This window comes from Chlorobium sp. (assembly GCF_021740465.1).
Taxonomy (GTDB): Bacteria; Bacteroidota; Chlorobiia; order Chlorobiales; family Chlorobiaceae; genus Chlorobium.
Genome location: NZ_JAIOZR010000004.1, coordinates 16,950 through 38,288 on the forward strand (window position 1 = coordinate 16,950; position 21,339 = coordinate 38,288).

Consider the following 21,339-nt stretch of genomic DNA (forward strand, 5'->3'; position numbering starts at 1 on the left):
CTCACGGCATTGATGCTGCGTGTATAATGCGGTACTCATCGAGCACCGGAAGGTCGGCTTCGGGAAAGTCGTAGGCATCGATCGCTGCTGGCGAGATCCAGGCAAGCGCACGATGTTCATAAAGCACAGGCTCACCCGAAAGGAGGGTGCAGAGAAAGGGAATGAGACGAAGCGAAAAATCCTCGTAGGCATGAATCACCGGCGTAAGCTGCCGGGTGATGGCGACCTTCACACCGAGCTCTTCGCGAAGCTCCCGGTGCAGGGCTTCGGCATGGCTCTCTCCCTTTTCAACCTTGCCGCCGGGAAATTCCCACTTGAGGGCGAGCCGGCGACCCTCGGCACGCTGCGTTATGAGAAAAGCGCCATCGCGCTCGATGATGGCGCAGACCACGTCGCCGATATGGGGAAGCGGATTCATGGGGCGAATATGCGTACAAAAGGGTTGCGGAACCGGGTGCGTTTCGTGTACAAAAACGGATTCCGGAAAAAAGCCTGTTTTTTTTACCTTGTTCTGACGAATATAACTAAATAACCGGCGCTCCGGCTCCGGAACATCTTTTCCCTGCAGGCGCCACTGGACAAATATGGACGAACACTCGACAACCGAGGCAACCGCATTCGCCCTGAAACTGCTCTCCTTGCGGAACCACAGCCGGTTCGAGCTTGCCGGAAAGCTGCGGAAAAAAGGGTACAGCCACGAGACCGGCGAAGCAGCGCTGGACTACCTGAGCAAAAAAAAACTGATAGACGACGAGGCTTTCGCTCGCGAGCTGATCGAGAGCCGACAGAGACGCAAGCCGAGCGGACGCGGCAAACTGCGCTGCGATCTGCTGAAGAAGGGGGTTCCGGAAAGCGTGGCTTCGGAGCTGCTGAAGGATTACGACAGTCTTGAGGTGGCCCTGCGGGCTGGCCGCAAAAAACTTGCCGCGCTGAAAGGGCGCGACAAGAATGAAAAGAAAAAAAAGATCGAGGTATTTTTGCGAAACAGGGGATTCGAATGGCCGGTCATAAAGGAGACTCTTGAAAGCCTTTTCAAGACCGGCCAGGAATACGAAGTGGATCAGACCCCGTCGGCATGAACAAGCGAGCCCACCTCTTCACCGCGAAGCAGGCGGGTGAAGTTCCCCTCTTCGTTAATATTCATCACCACGATCGGCAGGACGTTTTCCCTGCACAGGGTTATGGCCGTCATGTCCATGACCCGAAGGTTCTTGCGGATGACGTCGAGGTAGGAGATTTTCGGGAAGAATTCGGCATGCGGATTCTTTTCGGGATCGGAGTCGTAAACCCCCTCTACCCTGGTGCCTTTGACGATGACGTCAGCCTGGATTTCGATAGCCCTGAGCGAAGCCGCCGTATCTGTGGTAAAATAGGGATTGCCGGTACCCGCACCGAAAATCACCACACGACCTTTTTCAAGGTGGCGGATCGCCCGGCGACGGATGAAGGGCTCGGCCATCTGCTCCATTTTAATGGCGGTCTGAAGGCGTGTAAAAATCCCCTTACGTTCCAGCGCATCCTGAAAGGCAATGGAATTGATGACCGTGGCCAGCATGCCCATGTAGTCGGCCTGAACACGATCCATTTTGGCCGCAGCCTCCGAAACACCCCTGAAAATATTGCCGCCACCGATTACCAGAGCGATCTCGGCCCCCATCTCGCGCGCTTTGCGGATCTCTTCTGCATAGCGGTCGAGCATGGCGGCATTGATACCGTAACCCTCATCACCGGCAAGCGATTCACCGCTTAGTTTCAGCAGGATGCGCTTGTATTTCAGCATTGTCTCCCCTCCGTGGCAATGGTTTTGATGGAACTCTACCCTCTTGAATATGGTCAAAAAAAAAGCCTCGTACAACGAGGCTTTTTTTCTTTTCTACTGACCTAACTGATAACGTACAAATGCCTTAACATCAACCTGAGCCTGATGCTTCTTTCTGAAGTCGGCAAGCACTTCCGATACCCTGGCATTGGCGTCCTTGATGAAGGACTGCTCGGTAAGCACAACCTCCTGGTAGTACTTCTCGAGCCTTCCGGTAACGATCTTGTCGACAAACTGTTCAGGCTTGCCCTGTCCAAGAGCCTGCTGTCGATAGATATCCATCTCCTTTTCAATGTAGTCGGCCGGAACCGCGGAACGATCGGTGACGATAGGAGATGAAGCCGCTACCTGCATGGCAAGGTCTTTGGCAAGCGCCTTAGCCTCCTCAGGCTTGTCAGTGGACAGCTGGACGAGGGCTCCGAGCTGTGAGCCGGGATGAACATACGATTCGACGACACCGTCAGGAGCCGTAAGAAACGCAAGACGTTTCAATTCGAGTTTTTCGCCGAGCCGTCCTGTCATGGTTTTCATGGCATCGTCAACCGACTCTCCGCCGTATGCTTCATCAAGCGTGAGAGCAAGCAGCGCTTCGGGCGAAGCTGCACCTTTTTCAAGGGCGAGCGAAGCAAGCGCACCGGCAAAACCGGAGAACACGTCGCCCCGAGCCACGAAGTCGGTTTCGCAGTTGAGTTCGAGAATGACGCCGGCCTTGCGGTCGTCGGCAATCTTGATTATAACCATACCCTCACGTGCTTCCTTGTCGGCTCTTTTGGCCGCAAGGGCTGCACCTTTCTTGCGCAGGTATTCTATGGCTTTCTGCATGTCGCCGCCGGTCTCTTCGAGGGCTTTCTTGCAGTCCATCATACCTACACCGGTAGTATCTCTGAGGTCTTTGACGTCTTTAGCTGAAATCTGGCTCATTGGATTAAATTCGATCCTGTTATTTATATGATGCTGATGCAATAGTTGACTGACCTTCGCCCTTATTCGGCGATCTCTTCGGTCTCGATTTCAGGCCCCGCATCTTCTTCGTCCATGCCGGCAAGCACTTCCTGCTCGACCTTCAGCGCCCGTGCGTTGACGACGGTTTCGGCTGCGGCCTTGACCATCAGCTGAATCGAACGGATGGCATCGTCGTTGGCCGGAATCACGTAATCGACGGTTTCGGGATCGCAGTTGGTATCGACCATTGCGAAAATCGGGATGCCGAGCGAACGGGCTTCCTTGATGGCGATATGCTCCTTGCGGATATCTACGACAAAGAGCGCTGCGGGCAATCTGGTCATGTTGGCGATGCCGCCGAGAATCCTCATCAGCTTTTCGCGCTCGCGGGCCAGCATGAGGCGCTCTTTCTTGGTGATCATGTCGAAAGTGCCGTCGGTTTCCATTCGGTCAATGGCGTTCATGCGGCGGATGCTCTGGCGGATGGTCGAGAAGTTGGTCAGCATGCCACCGAGCCAGCGCTCGCAGACGTAGGGCATGCCTGCACGCTCGGCCTCTTCGGAGATGATGTGCTTGGCCTGTTTTTTGGTACCGACGAACATGATCTCCCTTCCTGTGGAGGCGATGGCCTCGAGGGCCTTGAGTGCGTCGTTGGCCAGTACGAGGGTCTTCTGCAGATCGATGATGTGAACACCGTTCTTCTCCATGAAGATGTACGGCTTCATTTTCGGACACCAGCGGCGTGCGAGGTGCCCGAAGTGTACTCCTGCGCGGAGCATCTCTTCAAGCTGGAACTCTTGTGACATTGGAACTTTTCCTGTTGTGTTTAGTTGGAACCTCTACCGTGCTGCTGCTTTTCGGGATCCGGCGCCCCAGGGCGCCGGACACTTCCGTCAGGCTTCATCCGGAACTGCTCCGGAATGGCACGATATGCGGGATGTTTGCTGAAAAAGAAAAATGGAACCCACGACAATCAACGTTTGGAGAACTGGAAACGTTTGCGGGCTTTTTTGCGGCCGAATTTTTTGCGCTCGACCATACGGGGATCCCTGGTCAGGAGCTTTTCGGTTTTCAGTACCGGGCGTACCGTTTCGTCGAATTCGGTGAGTGCGCGGGCAATGCCGAGGCTGACTGCCCCGATCTGGCCGCTGACGCCTCCACCCTGAACGTTGACCTTGATATCGAACTCTTCGGTTCTTTCGGTGAGAGCAAGCGGCCTGAGCGCCTTGCTGCGTTTGACTTCGTCCTTGAAATACTCTTCGATCGGAAGTTTGTTGATGATGACCCGGCCCTTGCCCGGAGTCATGAACACTCTTGCAACCGAGGTTTTACGGCGTCCTACGGTATCGATAACCTCTTTCATTCCCTCTTTGCTTATGGTTTATTTAACTTTCATTTCAACGGGGCACTGCGCTGCATGCGGATGCTCCGTGCCGGCGTAGACCTTGAGTTTCCTGAACAGCTGGCGTCCGAGATTGTTGTGCGGAAGCATTCCCCACACCGCATGTTCGATGACCTTTTCGGGTTTTTTCTTCAGGACGTCCTTGACGTGGTCGAACTTGCCGCCACCAGGATAGTTCGAGTGGTGGAAGTAGGTTTTGTACTCGATCTTCTTGCCGCTCAAGGCAACCTTCTCGGCGTTGGTGACCACGATGAAGTCGCCGGTGTCGATGTGAGGAGTGAACTGCGCCTTGTGCTTGCCTCTGAGCACCCTGGCGATCTCTGCCGCCATTCTCCCCAAAATCTGGCCTTCGGCATCAACGATATACCACTTACGCTCGACTTCCGCAGGCTTTGCCGAATATGTCTTGAAACTTAACGTCTTGCTCATGCTGTACAATAGGATTAACTGGACTTTTCCGAAAAATAAAGTTTAGCAATGTAAATTATTTCATTTAATTCTACAAATTATACCTGTACTCTCTTCCTGAATTTGAGGCGGCCGCAGGTGCCGCCATGCCTTATAATACCCTATTGCCTTATGAAGCCTTTAATTGCTCTGGTGGGCCGACCGAATGTCGGCAAATCGACCCTGTTCAACAGAATCCTCCGCCAGAAAAGCGCCATCGTCGACAGCATGCCGGGCGTTACGCGCGACCGTCACATCATGCCGGGCGAGTGGCAGGGAAAACAGTTCCTTCTGATGGATACCGGCGGCTACTGTTCGGCCAACGACGTCATCAGCTCCTCGATGATCGAGCAGACGCTGACGGCCATCAGGGAGGCCGACTGCGTGATCTTTCTGACCGACGTGCGCTCCGGCCTGACCTACGACGACCTGGAGATCGGCAAGCTCCTGCAGCGCACCTGCCAGGACAAGCTGATATTCTTTGCCGTCAACAAGGTGGAGAGCCCTCAGCTGGCCATCGACGCGGAATCGTTTGTCAGTACCGGCTTCACCCGCCCCTATTTCCTTTCGGCCAAGGACGGCAGCGGCGTGGCCGACATGCTCGACGACATTCTGGACTCCCTGCCCTCGTCGGAAGGCGCTCACGAAGAGGAGGATGACACCGTCAAGCTCGCCGTGGTTGGAAGGCCGAACGTCGGCAAGTCGAGCTTCGTCAACGCCCTGCTCGGCGTGAACCGCCACATCGTTTCGGACATTCCGGGCACCACGCGGGACGCCATCGACAGCCGCTTCACGCGCAAGAAGCAGGAGTTCCTGCTGATCGACACGGCGGGGCTGAGAAAACGCACGAAAATCGACGCCGGCGTGGAGTTCTACAGCTCGCTGCGCACCGAGCGGGCCATCGAGCGCTGCCAGGTGGCCATGGTGCTGCTCGACGCGAGGGCGGGACTCGAAAAGCAGGATCTTAAGATCATCAACATGGCCGAGGAGCGCAAGAAAGGAGTGCTGCTTCTGGTCAACAAGTGGGATCTCATCGAGAAGGATTCGAAAACCAGCAAGCTCTACGAGGACAACCTCCGCTCCCATATGGGAAACCTCTCGTGGATACCGGTGGTGTTCATTTCGGCCCTGACGAAAAAGAACCTCTACCGTGCTGTAGACACCGCCGAGGAGATCAGCCGGAACCGGTCGCGCAAGATCACCACCAGCGCCCTGAACCGCTTTCTCGAAGAGGCGCTCGCAGCAAAGCACCCCTCGACGAAATCGGGCCGGGAGCTGAAAATCAAGTATATGACGCAGATCGATTCGCACTGGCCGGTATTTGCTTTTTTCTGCAATAATCCTGAGCTTGTGCAGAACAATTTCAGGAAGTTCCTCGAAAAGAAGCTCCGCGAAGAGTTCAGTCTCGACGGCGTGCCGATTTCGCTCCGCTTCATGGAGAAGTAGCACCGCTTTCCGACGACCGACGGCAACCAGGTAAATCTCACGATCACTCAAAGACAATCCATTCCATGCACCACGTACAAGAAGCACAGATTTTAGCCGCCCTGCAGACCGTTATGGAGCCGGACCTGAAAAAGGATCTGGTGACGCTCGGCATGATCGAGGATATCCGCATCGACGAAAGGAACCGGGTATCGTTCAGCGTAGTGCTGACCACGCCGGCCTGCCCGATGAAAAACCAGATACGCCAGGCATGCATCGACGCCGTAAGAACCTGTGTGCCGCTTGCCGACGAGATCGAGGTGAACATGACCTCGAAAGTGACCTCCGGCTGCAGCCACCACCAGGGTGAGGAGGAGCGTCCGCTGAAAGGGGTGAAGAACATCATCGCCGTGGCCTCCGGCAAGGGCGGGGTCGGCAAGTCCACCGTGGCCGTCAACCTGGCCGTGAGCCTGGCTGCTACCGGCGCGAAAGTTGGCCTGATCGACGCCGACCTCTACGGCCCGAGCATACCGACCATGTTCGGCATGAACGACGCGAAACCGGAGGTGGTCGACAAAAACCTCGTGCCGGTCGAAAAATACGGTATCAAGCTGATGTCGATAGGTTTTCTCATCGAAACCGACACCGCCATCATCTGGCGCGGGCCTATGGCTTCGAGCGCCATCAAGCAGTTCATCTCCGAGGTTGCGTGGGGAGAGCTCGACTACCTGATTTTCGACCTGCCTCCGGGAACCGGCGACATTCAGCTCACCCTGGTGCAGACCATCCCGCTTACCGGAGCGGTTATCGTCACCACGCCGCAGGATCTCGCGCTGGCCGACGTATCGAAAGCGGTGAGCATGTTCCGCAAGGTGCATGTGCCGATTCTCGGACTTGTGGAAAACATGTGCTACTACGAACTGCCCGACGGCACGAAAGACTACATTTTCGGCAAAGCCGGCGGAGAGCGGTTCGCCAAAGCGCAGGGCATCGCCTTTCTTGGGGCCATACCGATCGGACGCGAGGTTCGCGAGGGGGGCGACAGCGGCATCCCCTTCGTGATGGCCGAAAAGGCTTCGGCCACCGCAACGGCGATGACCCGAGCGGCGCAGGAGGTCGCCCGTCAGATATCCATCACCAACGCCTGCAACGGCCGGGAACCATCATGATTTTTGTATTGTTTTTTTGGGTCGGGAAGTGATATTATATCACCTTGTATTTCCAGAGAAAACATCAGTATTTCAATCATCATAACAGCATTCCATCATGAGCACCAGCAAGGATTATCTGCCGAACAGCGACGGACTTTACGACCGGGTTATCGCCGCACTTGAAACCGTGCGCCCCTATCTGCAGGTTGACGGCGGCGACTGCCAGCTTGTCGGCATCACCAAGGATATGGTTGTGGACGTGAAACTTCTCGGCGCTTGCGGCTCATGCCCGATGAGCACCCTCACGCTCCGTGCAGGCGTTGAACAGGCTATCAAGAAAGCCATTCCCGAAATCGCCCGCGTCGAATCCGTATAAATCACCCCAGATTTCTCAGCAACAGCTCCAGGGAGTCCTCGTTATTGACGAGGACCTCTCTCGGCTTGCTGCCGTCGGCTTCACTGACGATCCCGTTGTATTCGAGCTGATCCATCACCCTTGCCGCACGGCTGAATCCGAGACGCAGACGCCTCTGCAGGAGCGATACGCTTGCCTGCTGGTGCATGACCACAAGCCGGGCCGCATCCTCGAACATGCTGTCGCGCCCATCGCGATCCTGCATGCCGCCGATTGCCGAGCCGTTGCCTTTCTGCTGCTGGTCGGGCACGGGGAGCACGAACATGTTTTTAAGGGCGTGCTGCGCACCGATGAAGGTGGTTATCGCCTCGACTTCGCCCGAGGAGACGAAAGGGCCCTGGATACGCAGGGCTTTGGGCTGGTCGGAGGGCTGGAAAAGCATATCGCCGTTTCCCAGAAGCTGTTCGGCTCCCGATCCGTCGAGAATGGTACGCGAATCGACCCGGCTTGCCACCTGGAAAGCGATCCGCGAGGGGAAGTTTGCCTTGATGATGCCGGTGATGACATCGACCGAGGGGCGCTGGGTGGCGACGATGAGGTGAATGCCGACGGCACGGGCGAGCTGGGCGATCCTTATGATGGGCTCTTCGACCTCCCTGCCGGCAGTAATCATGAGATCGGCGAGTTCATCGATCACCACGACGAGATAGGGCATGGCCTCCTCCGGCAGACGGCGGTTGTAGTCGCCGATATTGCGCACACCGGCCTTTTCGAGACATTCGTAGCGAAGCTCCATCTCCTTGACGACGCATTTGAGTGCATAGACCGCTTTCTGCGGGTCGGTGATGATCTGCTCGTCGATACCGGGAAAACGCACGAGGAAGTGGTTCCTGAGCTGCTGGTAGTGGAATAGCTCGACGCGTTTCGGGTCGATCATGACGAATTTGACCTTGTCGGGGCTGCAGGCGTAGAGCAGGCTGGAGATGATGACGTTGATGCAGACCGATTTGCCCGCTCCGGTCGCTCCGGCGATCAGCAGGTGGGGCATGGTGGCCAGATCGGCGATGAAGACCTCGTTGGCGATGGTTTTGCCTAGCACGATAGGCAGCGTCAGGGTGCTGTTCTTGAACTTCTCGACCTGCAGCACCGAGCGGAGCCAGACGGTTTTGGGTTTGCCGTTGGGAATTTCGACGCCGACGGCGTTCTTGCCGGGAATGGGGGCGATGATGCGGATGCCCCTTGCGGCAAGCGCCATGGCAAGATCGTTCTCGAGCGATTTGACCCGGCTGACCTTCACATCGGGAGCAAGCTCCATTTCAAAGAGGGTCACGCGGGGACCGACCGTGGTTGAAATCCTCACCACGTCGATCTTGTAGATGTTGAGCTTTTCAAGCAACTTGCGCTTGCTTTCAGTAAGGTGGTGTTCGTCGATGCGATTGTCGTCGTCGGGAACCCGCTCAAGCAGATCGATCGAAGGAAAGCGGTAGGGCTCGCGATCCTTGGTCTTCACTTTCAGACGACGCTCGTCGAGGTCGGCCTCTTTTTCGTGAATACCCGCGCTGATGGTCATTTCCGGTTCACCGGCAACACCCTCCTGCCTCACCGAAGCAGCAGAGGGTAGCGGAGTGCTCTCCCCCGGGAAAGGCTCGTCCAACCGTACGGCTTCGTCCCGGAATGCCGGATAGGGGTCGGAATAGAAGGGAGCACTCCCTTCAGGATCGGAGCTTTGGGAAGGAGCGACCTGGGGATCGCGCTTCAGCCGTTTTTTTTCCTCCCGCTGCAGCCGGCGATCCTCTTTCAGCCGGGCGCTTTCGGATCTCTTTTTACGCCTCGCCTCCCTCCACGCGCTCAGGACGCCCAGTGGTTTGCGAAGCTCCTCCAATACAGAGCGGGAGGTATCGGAAAACATGGCGCCGAGCCCCCGGCTCATGTAAAAACTGGTGATGACTCCGGCTGCAGCGAGCAGCACCCAGGCGCCGGTGTAGCCAATGAGGGTGGAAAGCATTGCTGCAAGCATCCGCCCTATGGTACCCGCCATGTAATCGCTGAACTCCATAGAGGTCAAACCGAACATGGCAGCGACATCGACAGCCATGAAGAGCATGTAGAGAAAGAAAAGCAGCGCCGGCTTGAGGCTTTTCTGACGGAAAAGCGACCAGCCCCAGAAAAGCAGGGCGATGCCGGGCAGAATTGCCGGATAGCCGAAAAACGATCTGATGAAAAAGGCCGAAAGCCTTGCGCCAAGCAGGCCGAAAGGATTGCCGATACTGCCGGCAGCATCCTTTGCTGCGGAACTGGAAATGTCGTTCCATGCCAGATGGGCGAGCAAGGACTCGTCTTCGGAGTGAAAACTCAGCAGCGCCCCGATAAAGAAAAGGGCCGCAAGCATCAGCACAATACCGGCTATCTCCCTTTTCTGCTCCTCATTGCCGGCTGTTGTAACGGTCCGTCCGTTTTTTGTATTTTTTTTCAATGCCACGCAGATCTTTCTCCCTGAACATGATTCCTTGTATCCATAGCTTAAAGCGCAGGACGCTGCACGAAGGGAAGCGCCCGGACGACTCCCGGCTGGAGTGACCCGCGGATTTCAACGAAAAGAGGAGTTCCCGGCCGGCTGTACTCCCTTAGAATCGAACAGGTTCCTATGGGTTCCTGCAGCGTTGGCGAAAGCGTACCACTGCACACCGTGCCGATCTCCTGCCTGTCCGAGTTGAAAATCCTGAAATGCTGGCGCGCAAGCGCCCGCCCCTCGAGACTGAATCCGACAACGGCGCGCCTGGGAGCCAACTCCGCCTGCTGACATGCCTCCCTGCCGATGAAATGCCCCTTGCCGGATTTAACCACCCATTTGAGACGGGCTTCGAGAGGGTTGACGGTACTGTCGATCTCATGCCCGTAAAGAGAATAACCCATTTCAAGGCGAAGGGTGTCGCGCGCGCCGAGACCGACAGGCAGAATACCGTACTCATTCCCTGCCGCCATAAGCGCACTCCAGAGATCCAGTGCTGCTTCATTGGGGATGCAAATCTCCACGCCCTCTTCTCCGGTATAGCCTGTACGGGCTATCATGATCTCTCTGCCCTTCCAGGAAATCTTCAGGAACCGGAAGGGGCGGAGCGAGGCGAGGTCGTGATCGGGAAATACCTTCCGAAGCACCTCCCGGGAGCGGGGCCCCTGAAGGGCCACAAGGGAGAGCGTTCCGGTAAGGTCTTCGAGTCCGACACCCTCGAAGGCACCGATATGCTGACCAATCCATGCAAGGTCTTTCTCAGCATTGCTGGCGTTGACGATCAGAAAAAAGCTTCCGGCATCGATGCGGTAGATGATAAGATCGTCGACGATGCCTCCATCGGGGTAGAGCATGAGGTTGTACTGCGCCTCGCCATCGGAAACCTTCGATAGATCGTTGGTGGTGAGATACTGCAGAAACTCCCCGGCCCGGGCTCCCGTGATGGCAAAATTCCCCATGTGGGATACGTCGAACAGTCCTGCAGCTTCACGTACCGCCTTGTGTTCGGCGATGATGCCGCTGTACTGTACCGGCATGAGATAGCCGCCGAAATCGATAATTTTTGCCCCGGCCTTCTCGTGCCAGGAGTAAAGTGCTGTTTTTTTCATAACCACCTGTTACTGAATAGTATTGACGTGAATGGCAATTGACTGTAAAAAAGCATTTTACAGGGAAGTTCAAAGCATTTTCCCCGATACGCTTCCGTTTTTTCAGGCATCCGGAGAACAAGCCCCTCTTTCCGAACAGAAATATAAGCATCCGGAGGATAAGAACGTACATTGAGCGAATTGCGCCTGCAGGAGCCGGATGGATGATGCTGGGGGCCACCGGTTCGGGAATCATGTATGATTCCGCCGATTTTTCACGCGAATTTTCAGGGGCTTGCAGAGGCGGCCTCGCTTTCGGGAAGCGCGACCGCATGCCGTACAGACATATTTGGGCATTCGGCCTTCGCCGGCAAGGAGCATGGTATGATCAAGCAGCTCCTGGCGGTCGAGTTTGCAAAGCTTTTTCACAAACGATCCCCTCGTCCCAAGACGATTGCGTCCGAAAGTTCGTTCCGGTCACCGGACTGGCGCGGAAAGTAACGGGCAAGAATCACCCCGCAGCGTTTTACGGCTTCGGCTATCGCCCGTCCCTGTTCTTTGCCGCGGATTCCGGCAATGATGGTATCGACGATCTCCTGCCAGAGCTGCTGCTCGACTCTGGAGCTGATACCCTGATCGGCAATAACACGCACCCGGTGCTCGAACATCGATATGTAGATGAGGATGCCTGTACGATCGCGGGTTTCGTATATTGCACGGCGGAAAAAGGCGCCTGCCGCTGCCTCCGCGACCTCTTCCTGCATGTCCCGGGCGGAAACAAAGGGGCGTTTCAGAGTGGGGATCCTCCTGAAAAGCTCGTTGAGCAGAATGAAGCATGCCGCGAAAATACCAAGAAAGGACCACATGTCCCGGTTTCCGGCAGCAACCATGACGAGCAGGGCGCCAAAAAGCGAAAGCATGGAACTGCCGAGCAGTCCCGCCGCCGCATAGCTGTCGCTGGAGGAGACGACCTTGACGACGATTTCGCCGGAAGTGGTGCGCTCCGCCTCACGGATACGTTCCTCGATGAGCTGTTTGTCCTGTTCCGTCAGGAACCTGTTGACCGGATCTTTCATGGCAGTAGGCCCTGTGGCCGTATATTGTTTTTCTTACCAGTTGCCCGACGCGCCGCCGCCGCCGAAACCGCCCCCGCCACCGCTGAAACCTCCGCCTCCGCCGCCGAAGCTGCCCCCGCCGAACGAACCGCCGCCGTAATAGCCGCCGCCGGGTCCGCCACCGAAGATCATCGGGCCGCCTCCCCCGCTGCCTCGTGTAATCTGGATGAAAAAGTAGATGAAAAGGATGATGAGCAGAATGAGGCCAAGCGAGGGAGTGCCTCCTTTTTCTTTTGCCGGGGCCGCCTTGTACTCACCACGAACCGCGAGCATAATAGACTCGACGCCCCGCTGAAAACCGGCGTCGAACTTACCGTCCCTGAAAGCGGGAGTCACCTCGTTCTGGACGATCCGTCCCGCGAGCAGATCGGTCAAACGGCCTTCGAGACCGTAACCCACCTCGATACGTACCTTCCGGTCATCGCGGGAGACCAGAAAAAGCACGCCGTTGTCTACCCCTTTCTGGCCAATCTTCCAGGCTTCGGCTACCTTGATGGAGAAATCCTCAACAGGTTCCCCTTCGAGTGAGGGAACCGTAAGAATGACGATCTGCGTGGATTCGTTCTTTTCAAGATCTGCGAGTTTCGCTTCGAGAACCACCTCCATCCCGGGGGAAATCATTGCCGCGCCGTCGTTCACCCGGCTCCGGAGCGGAGGTACGTCGAGAGCCTGTGCGATCGCAACAGGAATCATCTGCAACATGAGGATACAGATGAGGAAATGCGCTTTGAACTGTTTTTGCATGAATCGAGTCACTCGTCAGAACTTCACTTCCGGTACGGTTTTCGCAGCGGCATCGGCCTTGAAGTACTCCTTGGCCTTCAGCTTGAGCAGCAGGCTGTTAGTCATGGAGTTGGGGAACTGCCGTATCGAGAAATTGAAGGTTTCCACTGTGGCGTTGTAACGCTGGCGGGCAACGCTGATGCGGTTTTCGGTACCTTCAAGCTGGTTCTGCAGATCCCTGAAATTCTGATTGGCCTTGAGATCGGGATAGCGCTCGACAGCTACAAGGAGACGCGAAAGGCTCGATGAGAGTGATCCCTGGGCACTCTGAAACTTGTTCATCGCTTCCGGGTCACTGAGCATTTCGGGTGTGAGTTGCACGGCGGTGGCCTTCGCTCTGGCTTCGACGACCGCAGTAAGGGTCTCCTGTTCGAAGTTCGCCGCTCCCTTGACGGTGGCCACCAGGTTTGGCACGAGGTCAGCCCTGCGCTGGAGTTGCGATTCGAGATCGCCCCAGGCCTTGTTGACGGCCTCGTCGTTCTGCTGGATGGAGTTGTAGCCGCAGCCGGAGAGCGAGCCGAGCAGCAGCAGAAAAGCGAAGAGTCTCGACAGTATCGGTTTCATGGCGTTCATGTTCTGGTTAATGGACATTGTCTGGTTGTATTGCATAATATACGCTCTGTTTCAAGTTACAGAAATTCACTGAAGTCCGGACGCCGGGTTCCGCCCTCTTTTTCCGTCAGCTTATGAGACGTTCGACGGTAAAGATGCCCTGAACCTTCTTGAGCTTCTCCATAAGGGTGCCGAGTTTTTCGATGTTGCGGACATAGACCATCAGCGTACCGACGAACATGCCATCCCTTGCGTGCAGGGAGATGCTCCGGATATTGGTATCGAATTTGGAGATGACGGTGGTAATCTGGTTGGTGATGCCAAGCCGGTCCTCGCCGACGATTTTTATGCCGGCAAGGAAATCTGTTTCAACCTTCCTGTTCCAGGAAACCGATACAATCCGCTCGCTTTTCAGGAAGTTTTCGTTGCTGACGTTCAGACAGTTCTTCCGGTGGATCTTCACCACGCCGTCGGCCGTGACGAAACCGATAACGTCGTCGCCGGGAACCGGCTGGCAGCATTTGGCATAGGCGTAGGCGATGTTGCTCATTCCGGCGATGATCACATCATCCTTTTTCGATACAGGCGCATCCTGGTCCTGGCGAGCCTGCTCGAGAAAGGTTTCAACCTGGCGGGCCTGACTCGACGGCTGTTTGACCGCTGATTCGGGCGGCTCTTTGTGCGCGCTGCTGACGCGTTCGAAAATCTCCTCGCCGTTGATCTGCTGACTGGCCAGAGCGCTGAAAAAGTCGGCAGGCGTCTTGATGCCATACTTTTTGGCGTGCCGGATAATGTCGTTGTCGGAAAAGAGCTTTTTTCCTCCTGAAAGCAGTTTGTCCCACATGCTGCGGCCTTTTTCGATCTGCATGCGGCGCTCTTCGTTGATGGCCGAGCGGATTTTGAGGCGTGCTCGGTGGGTAACGACGAACTTGAGCCAGTCGGCCTTGGGCTTCTGGTTTTTCGAGGTAATGATCTCCACCCGATCGCCCGATTTGAGCTGCGCGTTGAGCCGAACGATCTTGCCGTTCACCTTGGCTCCGATGCAGCCGTTGCCGATTTCGGAGTGAATGGCGTAGGCAAAGTCGATGGGAGTGGCGTCGGCCGGCATGGTTTTCATGTCGCCCTTGGGAGTGAAAACGTAGATCTCGTCGTGGTAGAGATTGAGCTTGAACCCCTCCATGAACGAAGCGGCGGAGTCGGCATCCTTGATGAGCTCCCTGGCCCATTTCAGGAAGGAGTCAATCGTGGCGTCGTCCCTGGATATCTTCTCCTTGTAGCGCCAGTGAGCGGCCACGCCAAGTTCGGCAAATTCGTGCATGCGCTTGGTGCGGATCTGCAGTTCCACAACATACCCTTTGGGGCCGATGATGGCCGAGTGCAGCGACTGATAGCCGTTGTGCTTGGGAATGGAGATGTAGTCCTTGAAGTGCTGCGGTATGGGCGGATACTTCTGGGTGATGAAGCCGTAGACCGCGAAACAGTCGGCAACCCGTTCGGTATCGACGATAACCCGAATGCCGTAAAGATCGTGGATATCCTCGAAGTTCTTGTTCTTGTTTCGCATCTTGTTGTAGATGGAGAAGAGGTGTTTTGCCCTGCCCTGAACCTCGATACTGAAGCCCTGTTTTTCAAGATCGTCCCTGATGGGGTCGATCATGCGGTTGAGGTAATTGATACGCTCAGCCCGGCTCAGACGTACCTTCTGCTGCAGAAAATCGTACATCTCGGGATCGATGTATTTCAGCGCGAGGTTTTCGAACTCGACCTTCATCTTGCCGAGACCGAAACGGTGCGCCAGGGGGGCGTAGATATCCCTCGTTTCAAGGGCAATCTTCAGGCGACGGTGTTCGGGCAGCGATTCGAGCGTCCTCATGTTGTGCAGGCGGTCGCAAAACTTGATGAGAATGACCCTGATATCCTTGACCATCGAGAGCAGCATCTTGCGAAAACCTTCGGCCTGGGTGGTTTCGCGATTGATCGTGATGCCGGATATCTTGGTCAGCCCTTCAACAATATCGGCAACCTCGACGCCGAGTTCGGCGACAAGATCGTCGTAGGTGTAGCCGCTGTCTTCGATCACGTCATGCAGAAGCGCCGCGGCGACGGAAACATCGTCGAGAGGCAGCTCTTCGAGCATGATTGTGGCAACTTCTACCGGATGGTAAAAGTAGGGTTCTCCGGAGGCTCGTTTTTCGCCTTCGTGAGCCCGGTAGGACATGAAGAACGCGCGCTGAACCAGCGATTCGTCGCATTGCTTGAGATTGTCGCGGCAGAGCCGGAGAATTTCGTGCAATTTCGCATAATGCTTTTTATCGATCTGTGCCAGCATAGAACCCGGTGCTCCCTCCTTGTGCTCCCTGAAAAAGGCTTTAAACGGTAACCATCCTGCTTGCGGGGGAAAGGCGCTCCTTATCGCCAGTGCGTTCCGGAGAGACCCTCGCCCCGTATATATTATTCTTATATGATTTTATTTTCCTATAACAAAGCGCTGCGGCAAGAAAAACCGCTACCCGCCCTTCACACTCCCCCTTGCCCGCTGCTCGAATTTCGATATTTCGTCGCGCAGGTATGCTGCTTTTTCGTACTCCATGTGCTCTGCGGCCTCCTCCATTTCAAGACGAAGTTCTGCGGCCATGGAGTAACATTCGTCGGCCGAGAGCGTTTCGACAAGCGAGCTGAACAGCCTCTCCGGCTTGGGCTCGAGCCCGAAACGCTTTCGGCGGTATCGTTCCTCGGAATCGGCGACGCTGGTGGTATTGAGCACCTGCTCCATCGACTTGACGATCGAGTGCGGCTCGATACCGTGCTCCTCGTTGTAGCGCTGCTGTATTGCCCGCCGGCGTGCGGTTTCGTCGAGTACCTCACGGATGGAACGGGTTATCACATCGGCGTAGAGTACCACAAACCCTTCGAGGTTGCGAGCCGCCCGTCCGGCGATCTGCATGAGTGACCGTGTATTACGCAGGAATCCCTCTTTATCGGCATCAAGGATGGCGACCAGCGATACTTCGGGAAGATCGAGACCTTCGCGGAGCAGATTGACACCGACCAGCACGTCGATGTCGCCGGTTCTGAGCTCCCGGAGAATCTGGATGCGTTCGAGGCTCTTTATCTCCGAATGCAGATAGCGCGAGCGAATTGCCGCCTTGCGAAAATAACCGTCGAGGTCTTCGGCCATGCGCTTGGTGAGCGTCATGACCAGCACCTTGAACCCTTTTTCGGTGTGGCGGCGGATCTCTTCGAGCAGATCGTCGATCTGCCCCTTGACGGGCCGCACCTCCACCGGGGGATCAAGCAAACCGGTCGGACGGACAAGCTGCTCGACGATAACTCCTCCGGAAAACTCGAGTTCGAGATCGCCGGGGGTGGCGCTGACGCAGATCACCTGCGGCACAAGTTCCGTATATTCCTCGAAACGGAGTGGACGGTTGTCGAGCGCGGAAGGAAGACGGAAGCCGTGTTCGACCAGTATGGTCTTGCGCGAACGGTCTCCGCCGTACATGCCCCTGATCTGCGGCAGCGTTACATGTGATTCGTCGACCACGACGAGGTAGTCTTCGGGAAAATAGTCGAGCAGGCAGTGCGGCCTCTGACCGGGCTCTCTTCCGGAGAGGTGGCGGGAGTAGTTTTCGATGCCCGAGCAGTACCCCAGCTCTTTCATCATTTCAAGGTCGTATCGGGTGCGCTCTTCGAGTCGGCGCGCCTCGATGAGACGGTTGTCGCCACGGAGCTGGTTGAGCCTTCCGGCCAGTTCGTTTTCGATTTCCAGCATGGAGCGGCGCATCTGTTCCTCCCCGGCCACGAACTGGCGCGCGGGATAGATGAAGGCGTAGTCGTCCCTTCCAAGCACCTCGCCGCTCTGCATGTCGAAGGTCTGTAGGCTTTCGATCTCCGGCCCGAAAAACTCCACCCGTACGGCAAGCTCTTCGTGTGCAGGCACCAGATCGATGATATCTCCGCGGACCCGGAACTTGCCGGGGCCGGTAGCGATATCGTCCCTGACGTAGTGCAGCGAAACGAGCTCCTGGAGAAACTGGTCTCGGTCTTTTTCCATGCCGGGCCGCAGCTCGAGGATCTGGGCCTTCCACTCTTCGGGAGATCCGAGGCCATAGATGCAGCTTACCGAACTCACCACAATAACGTCACGTCGTCCGCTGAGCAGCGAACTGGTGGCCCTGAGCCGGAGCCGCTCGATTTCGTCGTTGATACGCAGGTCCTTTGCTATATATTTATCGAGCGCGGGAAGATAGGCTTCGGGCTGATAGAAATCGTAATAACTGATGAAGTATTCGACAGCGTTGTCGGGAAAAAACTGCCGGAGCTCACCGTAAAGCTGTGCGGCAAGCGTCTTGTTGTGACTCATCACCAGCACCGGCTTGCCGACCTGGGCGATGACATTCGAAATGGTGAAGGTTTTGCCGGAGCCGGTGACGCCGAGCAGCGTCTGCCACCGGTCGCCGCGCTGTACCCCTTCGACAAGCTGTTCGATGGCTTTCGGCTGATCGCCTTTCGGTACGTACGGGCTGACAAGCCGGTACTCGTTTCCTGTTATGCCGTACATTGCGTGATGCATCCCGCTCTTGATTGTTTCTGGTAACTGCAGCAGAAAGAACTATTAATGCCGCCTGTTCGTTCTCGAACCCTGAGAAAGGATTTGCCAGGGAACCGGCAGAGTTATGTTTTTTTGTCAGTTATCCCCGAGCAGTTGCAATAGTTCGCCGGAAATCCCATTATTATGTTTTTTGTGATGACCGTTTTTCCATATTCAACACCGGGAAAGTGCCGTATCCTGGCGGGTATTGCCATTTTCCTTCTTTTGCATGTACTATCATCCTGCAGTCCAATGATAAATGAAGTCAAAACCTATCCGTATACCACCATACCCGGCGACTCCCTCCATACGCGCATCTATACGCTTGGCAACGGGCTGACCGTTTTCATGAGCCCCTACCACGACGAACCGAGAATATACACCTCGATCGCCGTTCGTGCCGGAAGCAAGAACGATCCGGCCGAAACTACCGGACTTGCTCACTACCTTGAACACATGCTCTTCAAGGGAACCGACTCCATCGGCTCGCTCAACTATGAAAAAGAGCATGCCGAACTGGAAAAAATCATCACGCTCTATGAAGAGTACCGTTCGACGGCCGATCCCGACAGGCGGGCGGCAATATACCGGGATATCGACAGCATTTCGAACGTCGCCGCGCAGTTCACAGTGCCGAACGAGTACGACAAGCTGCTGAACTCTATCGGCGCACAGGGAACCAACGCCTACACCTGGGTCGAACAGACCGTCTATATCAACGACATTCCCTCCAACAAGCTCGACCAGTGGCTCTCGATAGAGGCGGAACGGTTCCGTAATCCGGTCATGCGGCTCTTCCACACCGAGCTGGAAACCGTCTATGAAGAAAAAAACATGACCATGGACAGCGACAGCCGGAAAATATGGGAAAACCTTTTTTCCGGGCTTTTCAGCCTGCACACCTACGGCACCCAGACCACCATCGGCAAGGCGGAACACCTGAAGAACCCGTCGATCAGAAACGTGATCAACTACTATCGCTCCTACTACGTACCGAACAACATGGCACTCTGCCTTGCCGGAGATTTCGATCCGGAGGAGACCATCAGGATGATCGACAGGAAATTCTCGGTGTTGCAGCAGAAGGAGATCCCGCCGTTTACTCCCGCCGTCGAGGAGCCACTGAAGAAACCGGTCGTCAAAAAGGTGAAGGGTCCTGAAGCCGAAGAGCTGGTTATCGGGTTCCGCTTCAGCGGCGTCAACACCAGGGAAGCCGACTACCTCACGCTGATCGACAAGGTGCTTTACAACCAGACCGCCGGACTGATAGACCTGAACCTCAACCAGCAGCAAAAAACGCTTGATGCTGGTTCGATGCTGGTGCTGATGAAGGACTACTCGGCACACCTGCTGAGTGCCAAGCCGCGTGAAGGCCAGAGCCTTGAAGAGGTGAGAGATCTGCTGCTCGAACAGCTCCGGCAGCTCAAGGAGGGGAACTTCCCCGACTGGCTGCTCGAAGCTGCCATCAACGACCTGAAAATTGAACAGCTGAAACTCTACGAGAGCAATCGGGGACGGGTAGAGGCCTATGTGGACGCTTTCGTCTGGGGAATGGACTGGAAGGAGTACATCCATCAGACCGAACGCCTCGAAAAGATCACCAAGGAGGATCTGGTGGCTTTCGCAAAGAAGCACTACGGATCAAACTATGTTGCCGTCTTCAAGGAGCACGGCAGCGAGAAGAGCAGCCCGAAAATCCAGAAGCCGCCGATCACGCCGATCAAGGTCAACCGCGACAGCTCGTCGAAGTTCGCCGGCGATATCCTTGCCAAACCTTCAGACGAAATCGAGCCATCCTTTCTCGATTACCGGAAGGATATCGGCTTTTACGCGGTAACCCCCGAGATCGACCTGCACTACCTGCACAACAACGAAAACGAACTGTTTTCTATATACTACGTGTTCGATATCGGCAAAAACCACAGCCGGAAAGTCGATCTCGCGCTCGACTACCTCTCCTATCTGGGAACTTCGGCCCTGACTCCCGCACAGTTCAGCCAGGAACTGTACAGGAACGGAGCGAGCTTCTCTGCGTTCACATCGGAGGACTATGTCTATCTGAAGCTTTCAGGGCTGCAGAAGAACTTTCCAGCCTCAATACGCCTGCTCGAACAGCTCCTGACCGATGCCAGGCCAGACGATGCGGCCCTGGAAAAGCTCAAGGCCGGCACCATGAAGGAAAGAGCCGACGACAAACTCTCGAAAAGAAAAATCCTGTTCGAGGCCATGTCGAGCTACGGCAAATACGGCCCCTCCTCGCCCTTTACCAACGTGCTTTCCAATGCGAAGCTCGAAAGCATATCCTCCGGGGAGCTGCTCGAGGAGATCGGAAACCTCCTGCAGTACCGCCACCGTGTGCTCTATTACGGACCAACCTCCGCCGAAAACCTGCTCGCCGAACTCCATGCCGTGCGCAGCTACCCCGACACGCTGCGTGAACCGCCATCGGCGAGCCTCTACCCGGAGCTGGAACAGAAAAACAACCTTGTCTATGTGGTCGATTACGACATGACCCAGGCCGAGGTGATCATGCTCACCAGAGACGAACTGTACAATGCGGCAATAAGTCCGATGGTGACACTCTTCAACGAATATTACGGAGGCGGCATGTCTTCAGTAGTCTTTCAGGAGCTTCGCGAAGCCAAGGCACTGGCCTACTCGGTTTTTTCGGTTTACAGAACCCCGAAACTGCGCGACCGGTACAACTATATTTTCAGTTATATCGGCACGCAGGCCGACAAACTGCCTGAAGCGCTGGAAGGAATCCGAAGCCTGATGCAGGAGCTGCCGGAATCACCGGAGCTGTTCGCTTCGGCAAAAAACGGTATCATGCAGAAAATAGCCTCTGAAAGGCTCACAAGAACCGAGGTGCTCTTCAATTACGAAGACGCCCGCCGGCTCGGCCTTGATGAGGATGTCAGAAAGGAGATTTTCAGGAGGGTGCCAGCAATGGGGCTCAACGATATCCAGGACTTTCACCGGAAACATTTCCGCAACAGAAACCATGTGATGCTCGTTCTCGGAGACACTGCAAGACTCGACATGCAGACACTCCGCAAATACGGAGAGGTACGTGAACTGAAGCTGGAAGAACTTTTCGGATACTGAACAACCAGAGAGCCATAACGATAACGAATGCCGCAGACATGCAAAGGAGAGA

The 21,339-nt window shown here is 55.8% G+C and carries 18 protein-coding genes; 5 read left to right on the forward strand and 13 right to left on the reverse strand.

Annotated features, from left to right (window positions below; genetic code table 11):
- Nucleotide 1 precedes the first annotated feature (1 nt).
- Nucleotides 2–418, reverse strand: a complete 417-nt coding sequence (locus K9G39_RS02650) for a (deoxy)nucleoside triphosphate pyrophosphohydrolase (protein ID WP_292003384.1) — start codon at nt 416–418, stop codon at nt 2–4.
- 166 nt (nt 419–584) lie between these two features.
- Between K9G39_RS02650 and recX the strand changes: the two genes are divergently transcribed.
- Nucleotides 585–1,079 carry a recombination regulator RecX gene (gene recX / locus K9G39_RS02655; protein ID WP_292003385.1) on the forward strand — a complete coding sequence of 165 codons (495 nt, stop codon included), beginning with the start codon at nt 585–587 and terminating at the stop codon, nt 1,077–1,079.
- Here recX and pyrH read toward each other — a convergent pair.
- From pyrH to rplM, 5 genes are all read right to left on the reverse strand, one after another.
- Nucleotides 1,061–1,780: a UMP kinase gene (pyrH, locus tag K9G39_RS02660; protein ID WP_292003386.1), complete on the reverse strand. Its 720-nt coding sequence runs from the start codon at nt 1,778–1,780 to the stop codon at nt 1,061–1,063. The two genes, recX and pyrH, sit on opposite strands and share 19 nt — an antisense overlap.
- Nucleotides 1,781–1,873: 93 nt before the next feature.
- Nucleotides 1,874–2,740 (reverse strand): translation elongation factor Ts, encoded by an 867-nt coding sequence (gene tsf, locus K9G39_RS02665; RefSeq protein WP_292003387.1) that lies wholly within the window; start codon nt 2,738–2,740, stop codon nt 1,874–1,876.
- A 62-nt stretch (nt 2,741–2,802) separates the two neighbouring features.
- Nucleotides 2,803–3,567, reverse strand: a complete 765-nt coding sequence (gene rpsB, locus K9G39_RS02670; RefSeq protein ID WP_292003388.1) for a 30S ribosomal protein S2 — start codon at nt 3,565–3,567, stop codon at nt 2,803–2,805.
- A 167-nt stretch (nt 3,568–3,734) separates the two neighbouring features.
- The gene (gene rpsI, locus K9G39_RS02675; RefSeq protein WP_292003389.1) at nt 3,735–4,124 is read right to left on the reverse strand and encodes a 30S ribosomal protein S9; all 390 of its coding nucleotides are present in this window, start codon (nt 4,122–4,124) and stop codon (nt 3,735–3,737) included.
- Between the two features lie 18 nt (nt 4,125–4,142).
- Nucleotides 4,143–4,592, reverse strand: coding sequence for a 50S ribosomal protein L13 (gene rplM / locus K9G39_RS02680; protein WP_292003390.1), 450 nt, complete (start codon nt 4,590–4,592; stop codon nt 4,143–4,145).
- Between the two features lie 150 nt (nt 4,593–4,742).
- Here rplM and der point away from each other — a divergent pair, with 150 nt between their 5' ends.
- From der to K9G39_RS02695, 3 genes are all read left to right on the forward strand, one after another.
- Nucleotides 4,743–6,056 carry a ribosome biogenesis GTPase Der gene (gene der / locus K9G39_RS02685; protein ID WP_292003391.1) on the forward strand — a complete coding sequence of 438 codons (1,314 nt, stop codon included), beginning with the start codon at nt 4,743–4,745 and terminating at the stop codon, nt 6,054–6,056.
- A 65-nt stretch (nt 6,057–6,121) separates the two neighbouring features.
- The gene (locus K9G39_RS02690; protein ID WP_292003392.1) at nt 6,122–7,204 is read left to right on the forward strand and encodes an Mrp/NBP35 family ATP-binding protein; all 1,083 of its coding nucleotides are present in this window, start codon (nt 6,122–6,124) and stop codon (nt 7,202–7,204) included.
- Nucleotides 7,205–7,301: 97 nt separating this feature from the next.
- On the forward strand, nt 7,302–7,562 hold the full coding sequence (locus K9G39_RS02695) for a NifU family protein (RefSeq protein ID WP_292003393.1): 261 nt from the start codon (nt 7,302–7,304) through the stop codon (nt 7,560–7,562).
- Nucleotide 7,563: 1 nt separating this feature from the next.
- On the opposite strand, the gene K9G39_RS02700 is transcribed toward K9G39_RS02695, so the two are convergent.
- The 7 genes from K9G39_RS02700 to uvrB form a co-directional block, all read right to left on the reverse strand.
- On the reverse strand, nt 7,564–10,014 hold the full coding sequence (locus K9G39_RS02700) for a DNA translocase FtsK (protein WP_292003394.1): 2,451 nt from the start codon (nt 10,012–10,014) through the stop codon (nt 7,564–7,566).
- 47 nt (nt 10,015–10,061) lie between these two features.
- The gene (gcvT, locus tag K9G39_RS02705; protein ID WP_292003395.1) at nt 10,062–11,159 is read right to left on the reverse strand and encodes a glycine cleavage system aminomethyltransferase GcvT; all 1,098 of its coding nucleotides are present in this window, start codon (nt 11,157–11,159) and stop codon (nt 10,062–10,064) included.
- Between the two features lie 404 nt (nt 11,160–11,563).
- A complete protein-coding gene (locus tag K9G39_RS02710) occupies nt 11,564–12,214 on the reverse strand; it encodes a TPM domain-containing protein (protein WP_292003396.1) in 651 nt (216 codons plus the stop codon).
- Nucleotides 12,215–12,247: 33 nt separating this feature from the next.
- Nucleotides 12,248–12,997, reverse strand: a complete 750-nt coding sequence (locus K9G39_RS02715) for a TPM domain-containing protein (RefSeq protein WP_292003397.1) — start codon at nt 12,995–12,997, stop codon at nt 12,248–12,250.
- Nucleotides 12,998–13,012: 15 nt separating this feature from the next.
- Complete coding sequence (locus tag K9G39_RS02720; protein ID WP_292003505.1) at nt 13,013–13,600, reverse strand: LemA family protein; 588 nt, start codon at nt 13,598–13,600, stop codon at nt 13,013–13,015.
- A gap of 115 nt (nt 13,601–13,715) precedes the next feature.
- Nucleotides 13,716–15,917, reverse strand: coding sequence for a bifunctional (p)ppGpp synthetase/guanosine-3',5'-bis(diphosphate) 3'-pyrophosphohydrolase (locus K9G39_RS02725; RefSeq protein WP_292003398.1), 2,202 nt, complete (start codon nt 15,915–15,917; stop codon nt 13,716–13,718).
- Between the two features lie 177 nt (nt 15,918–16,094).
- Entirely contained in the window at nt 16,095–18,149 is a 2,055-nt protein-coding gene (uvrB, locus tag K9G39_RS02730) for an excinuclease ABC subunit UvrB (protein ID WP_292003506.1), read from the reverse strand.
- A gap of 282 nt (nt 18,150–18,431) precedes the next feature.
- Between uvrB and K9G39_RS02735 the strand changes: the two genes are divergently transcribed.
- The gene (locus tag K9G39_RS02735; protein WP_292003399.1) at nt 18,432–21,287 is read left to right on the forward strand and encodes a M16 family metallopeptidase; all 2,856 of its coding nucleotides are present in this window, start codon (nt 18,432–18,434) and stop codon (nt 21,285–21,287) included.
- The last annotated feature ends 52 nt before the right edge of the window (nt 21,288–21,339 follow it).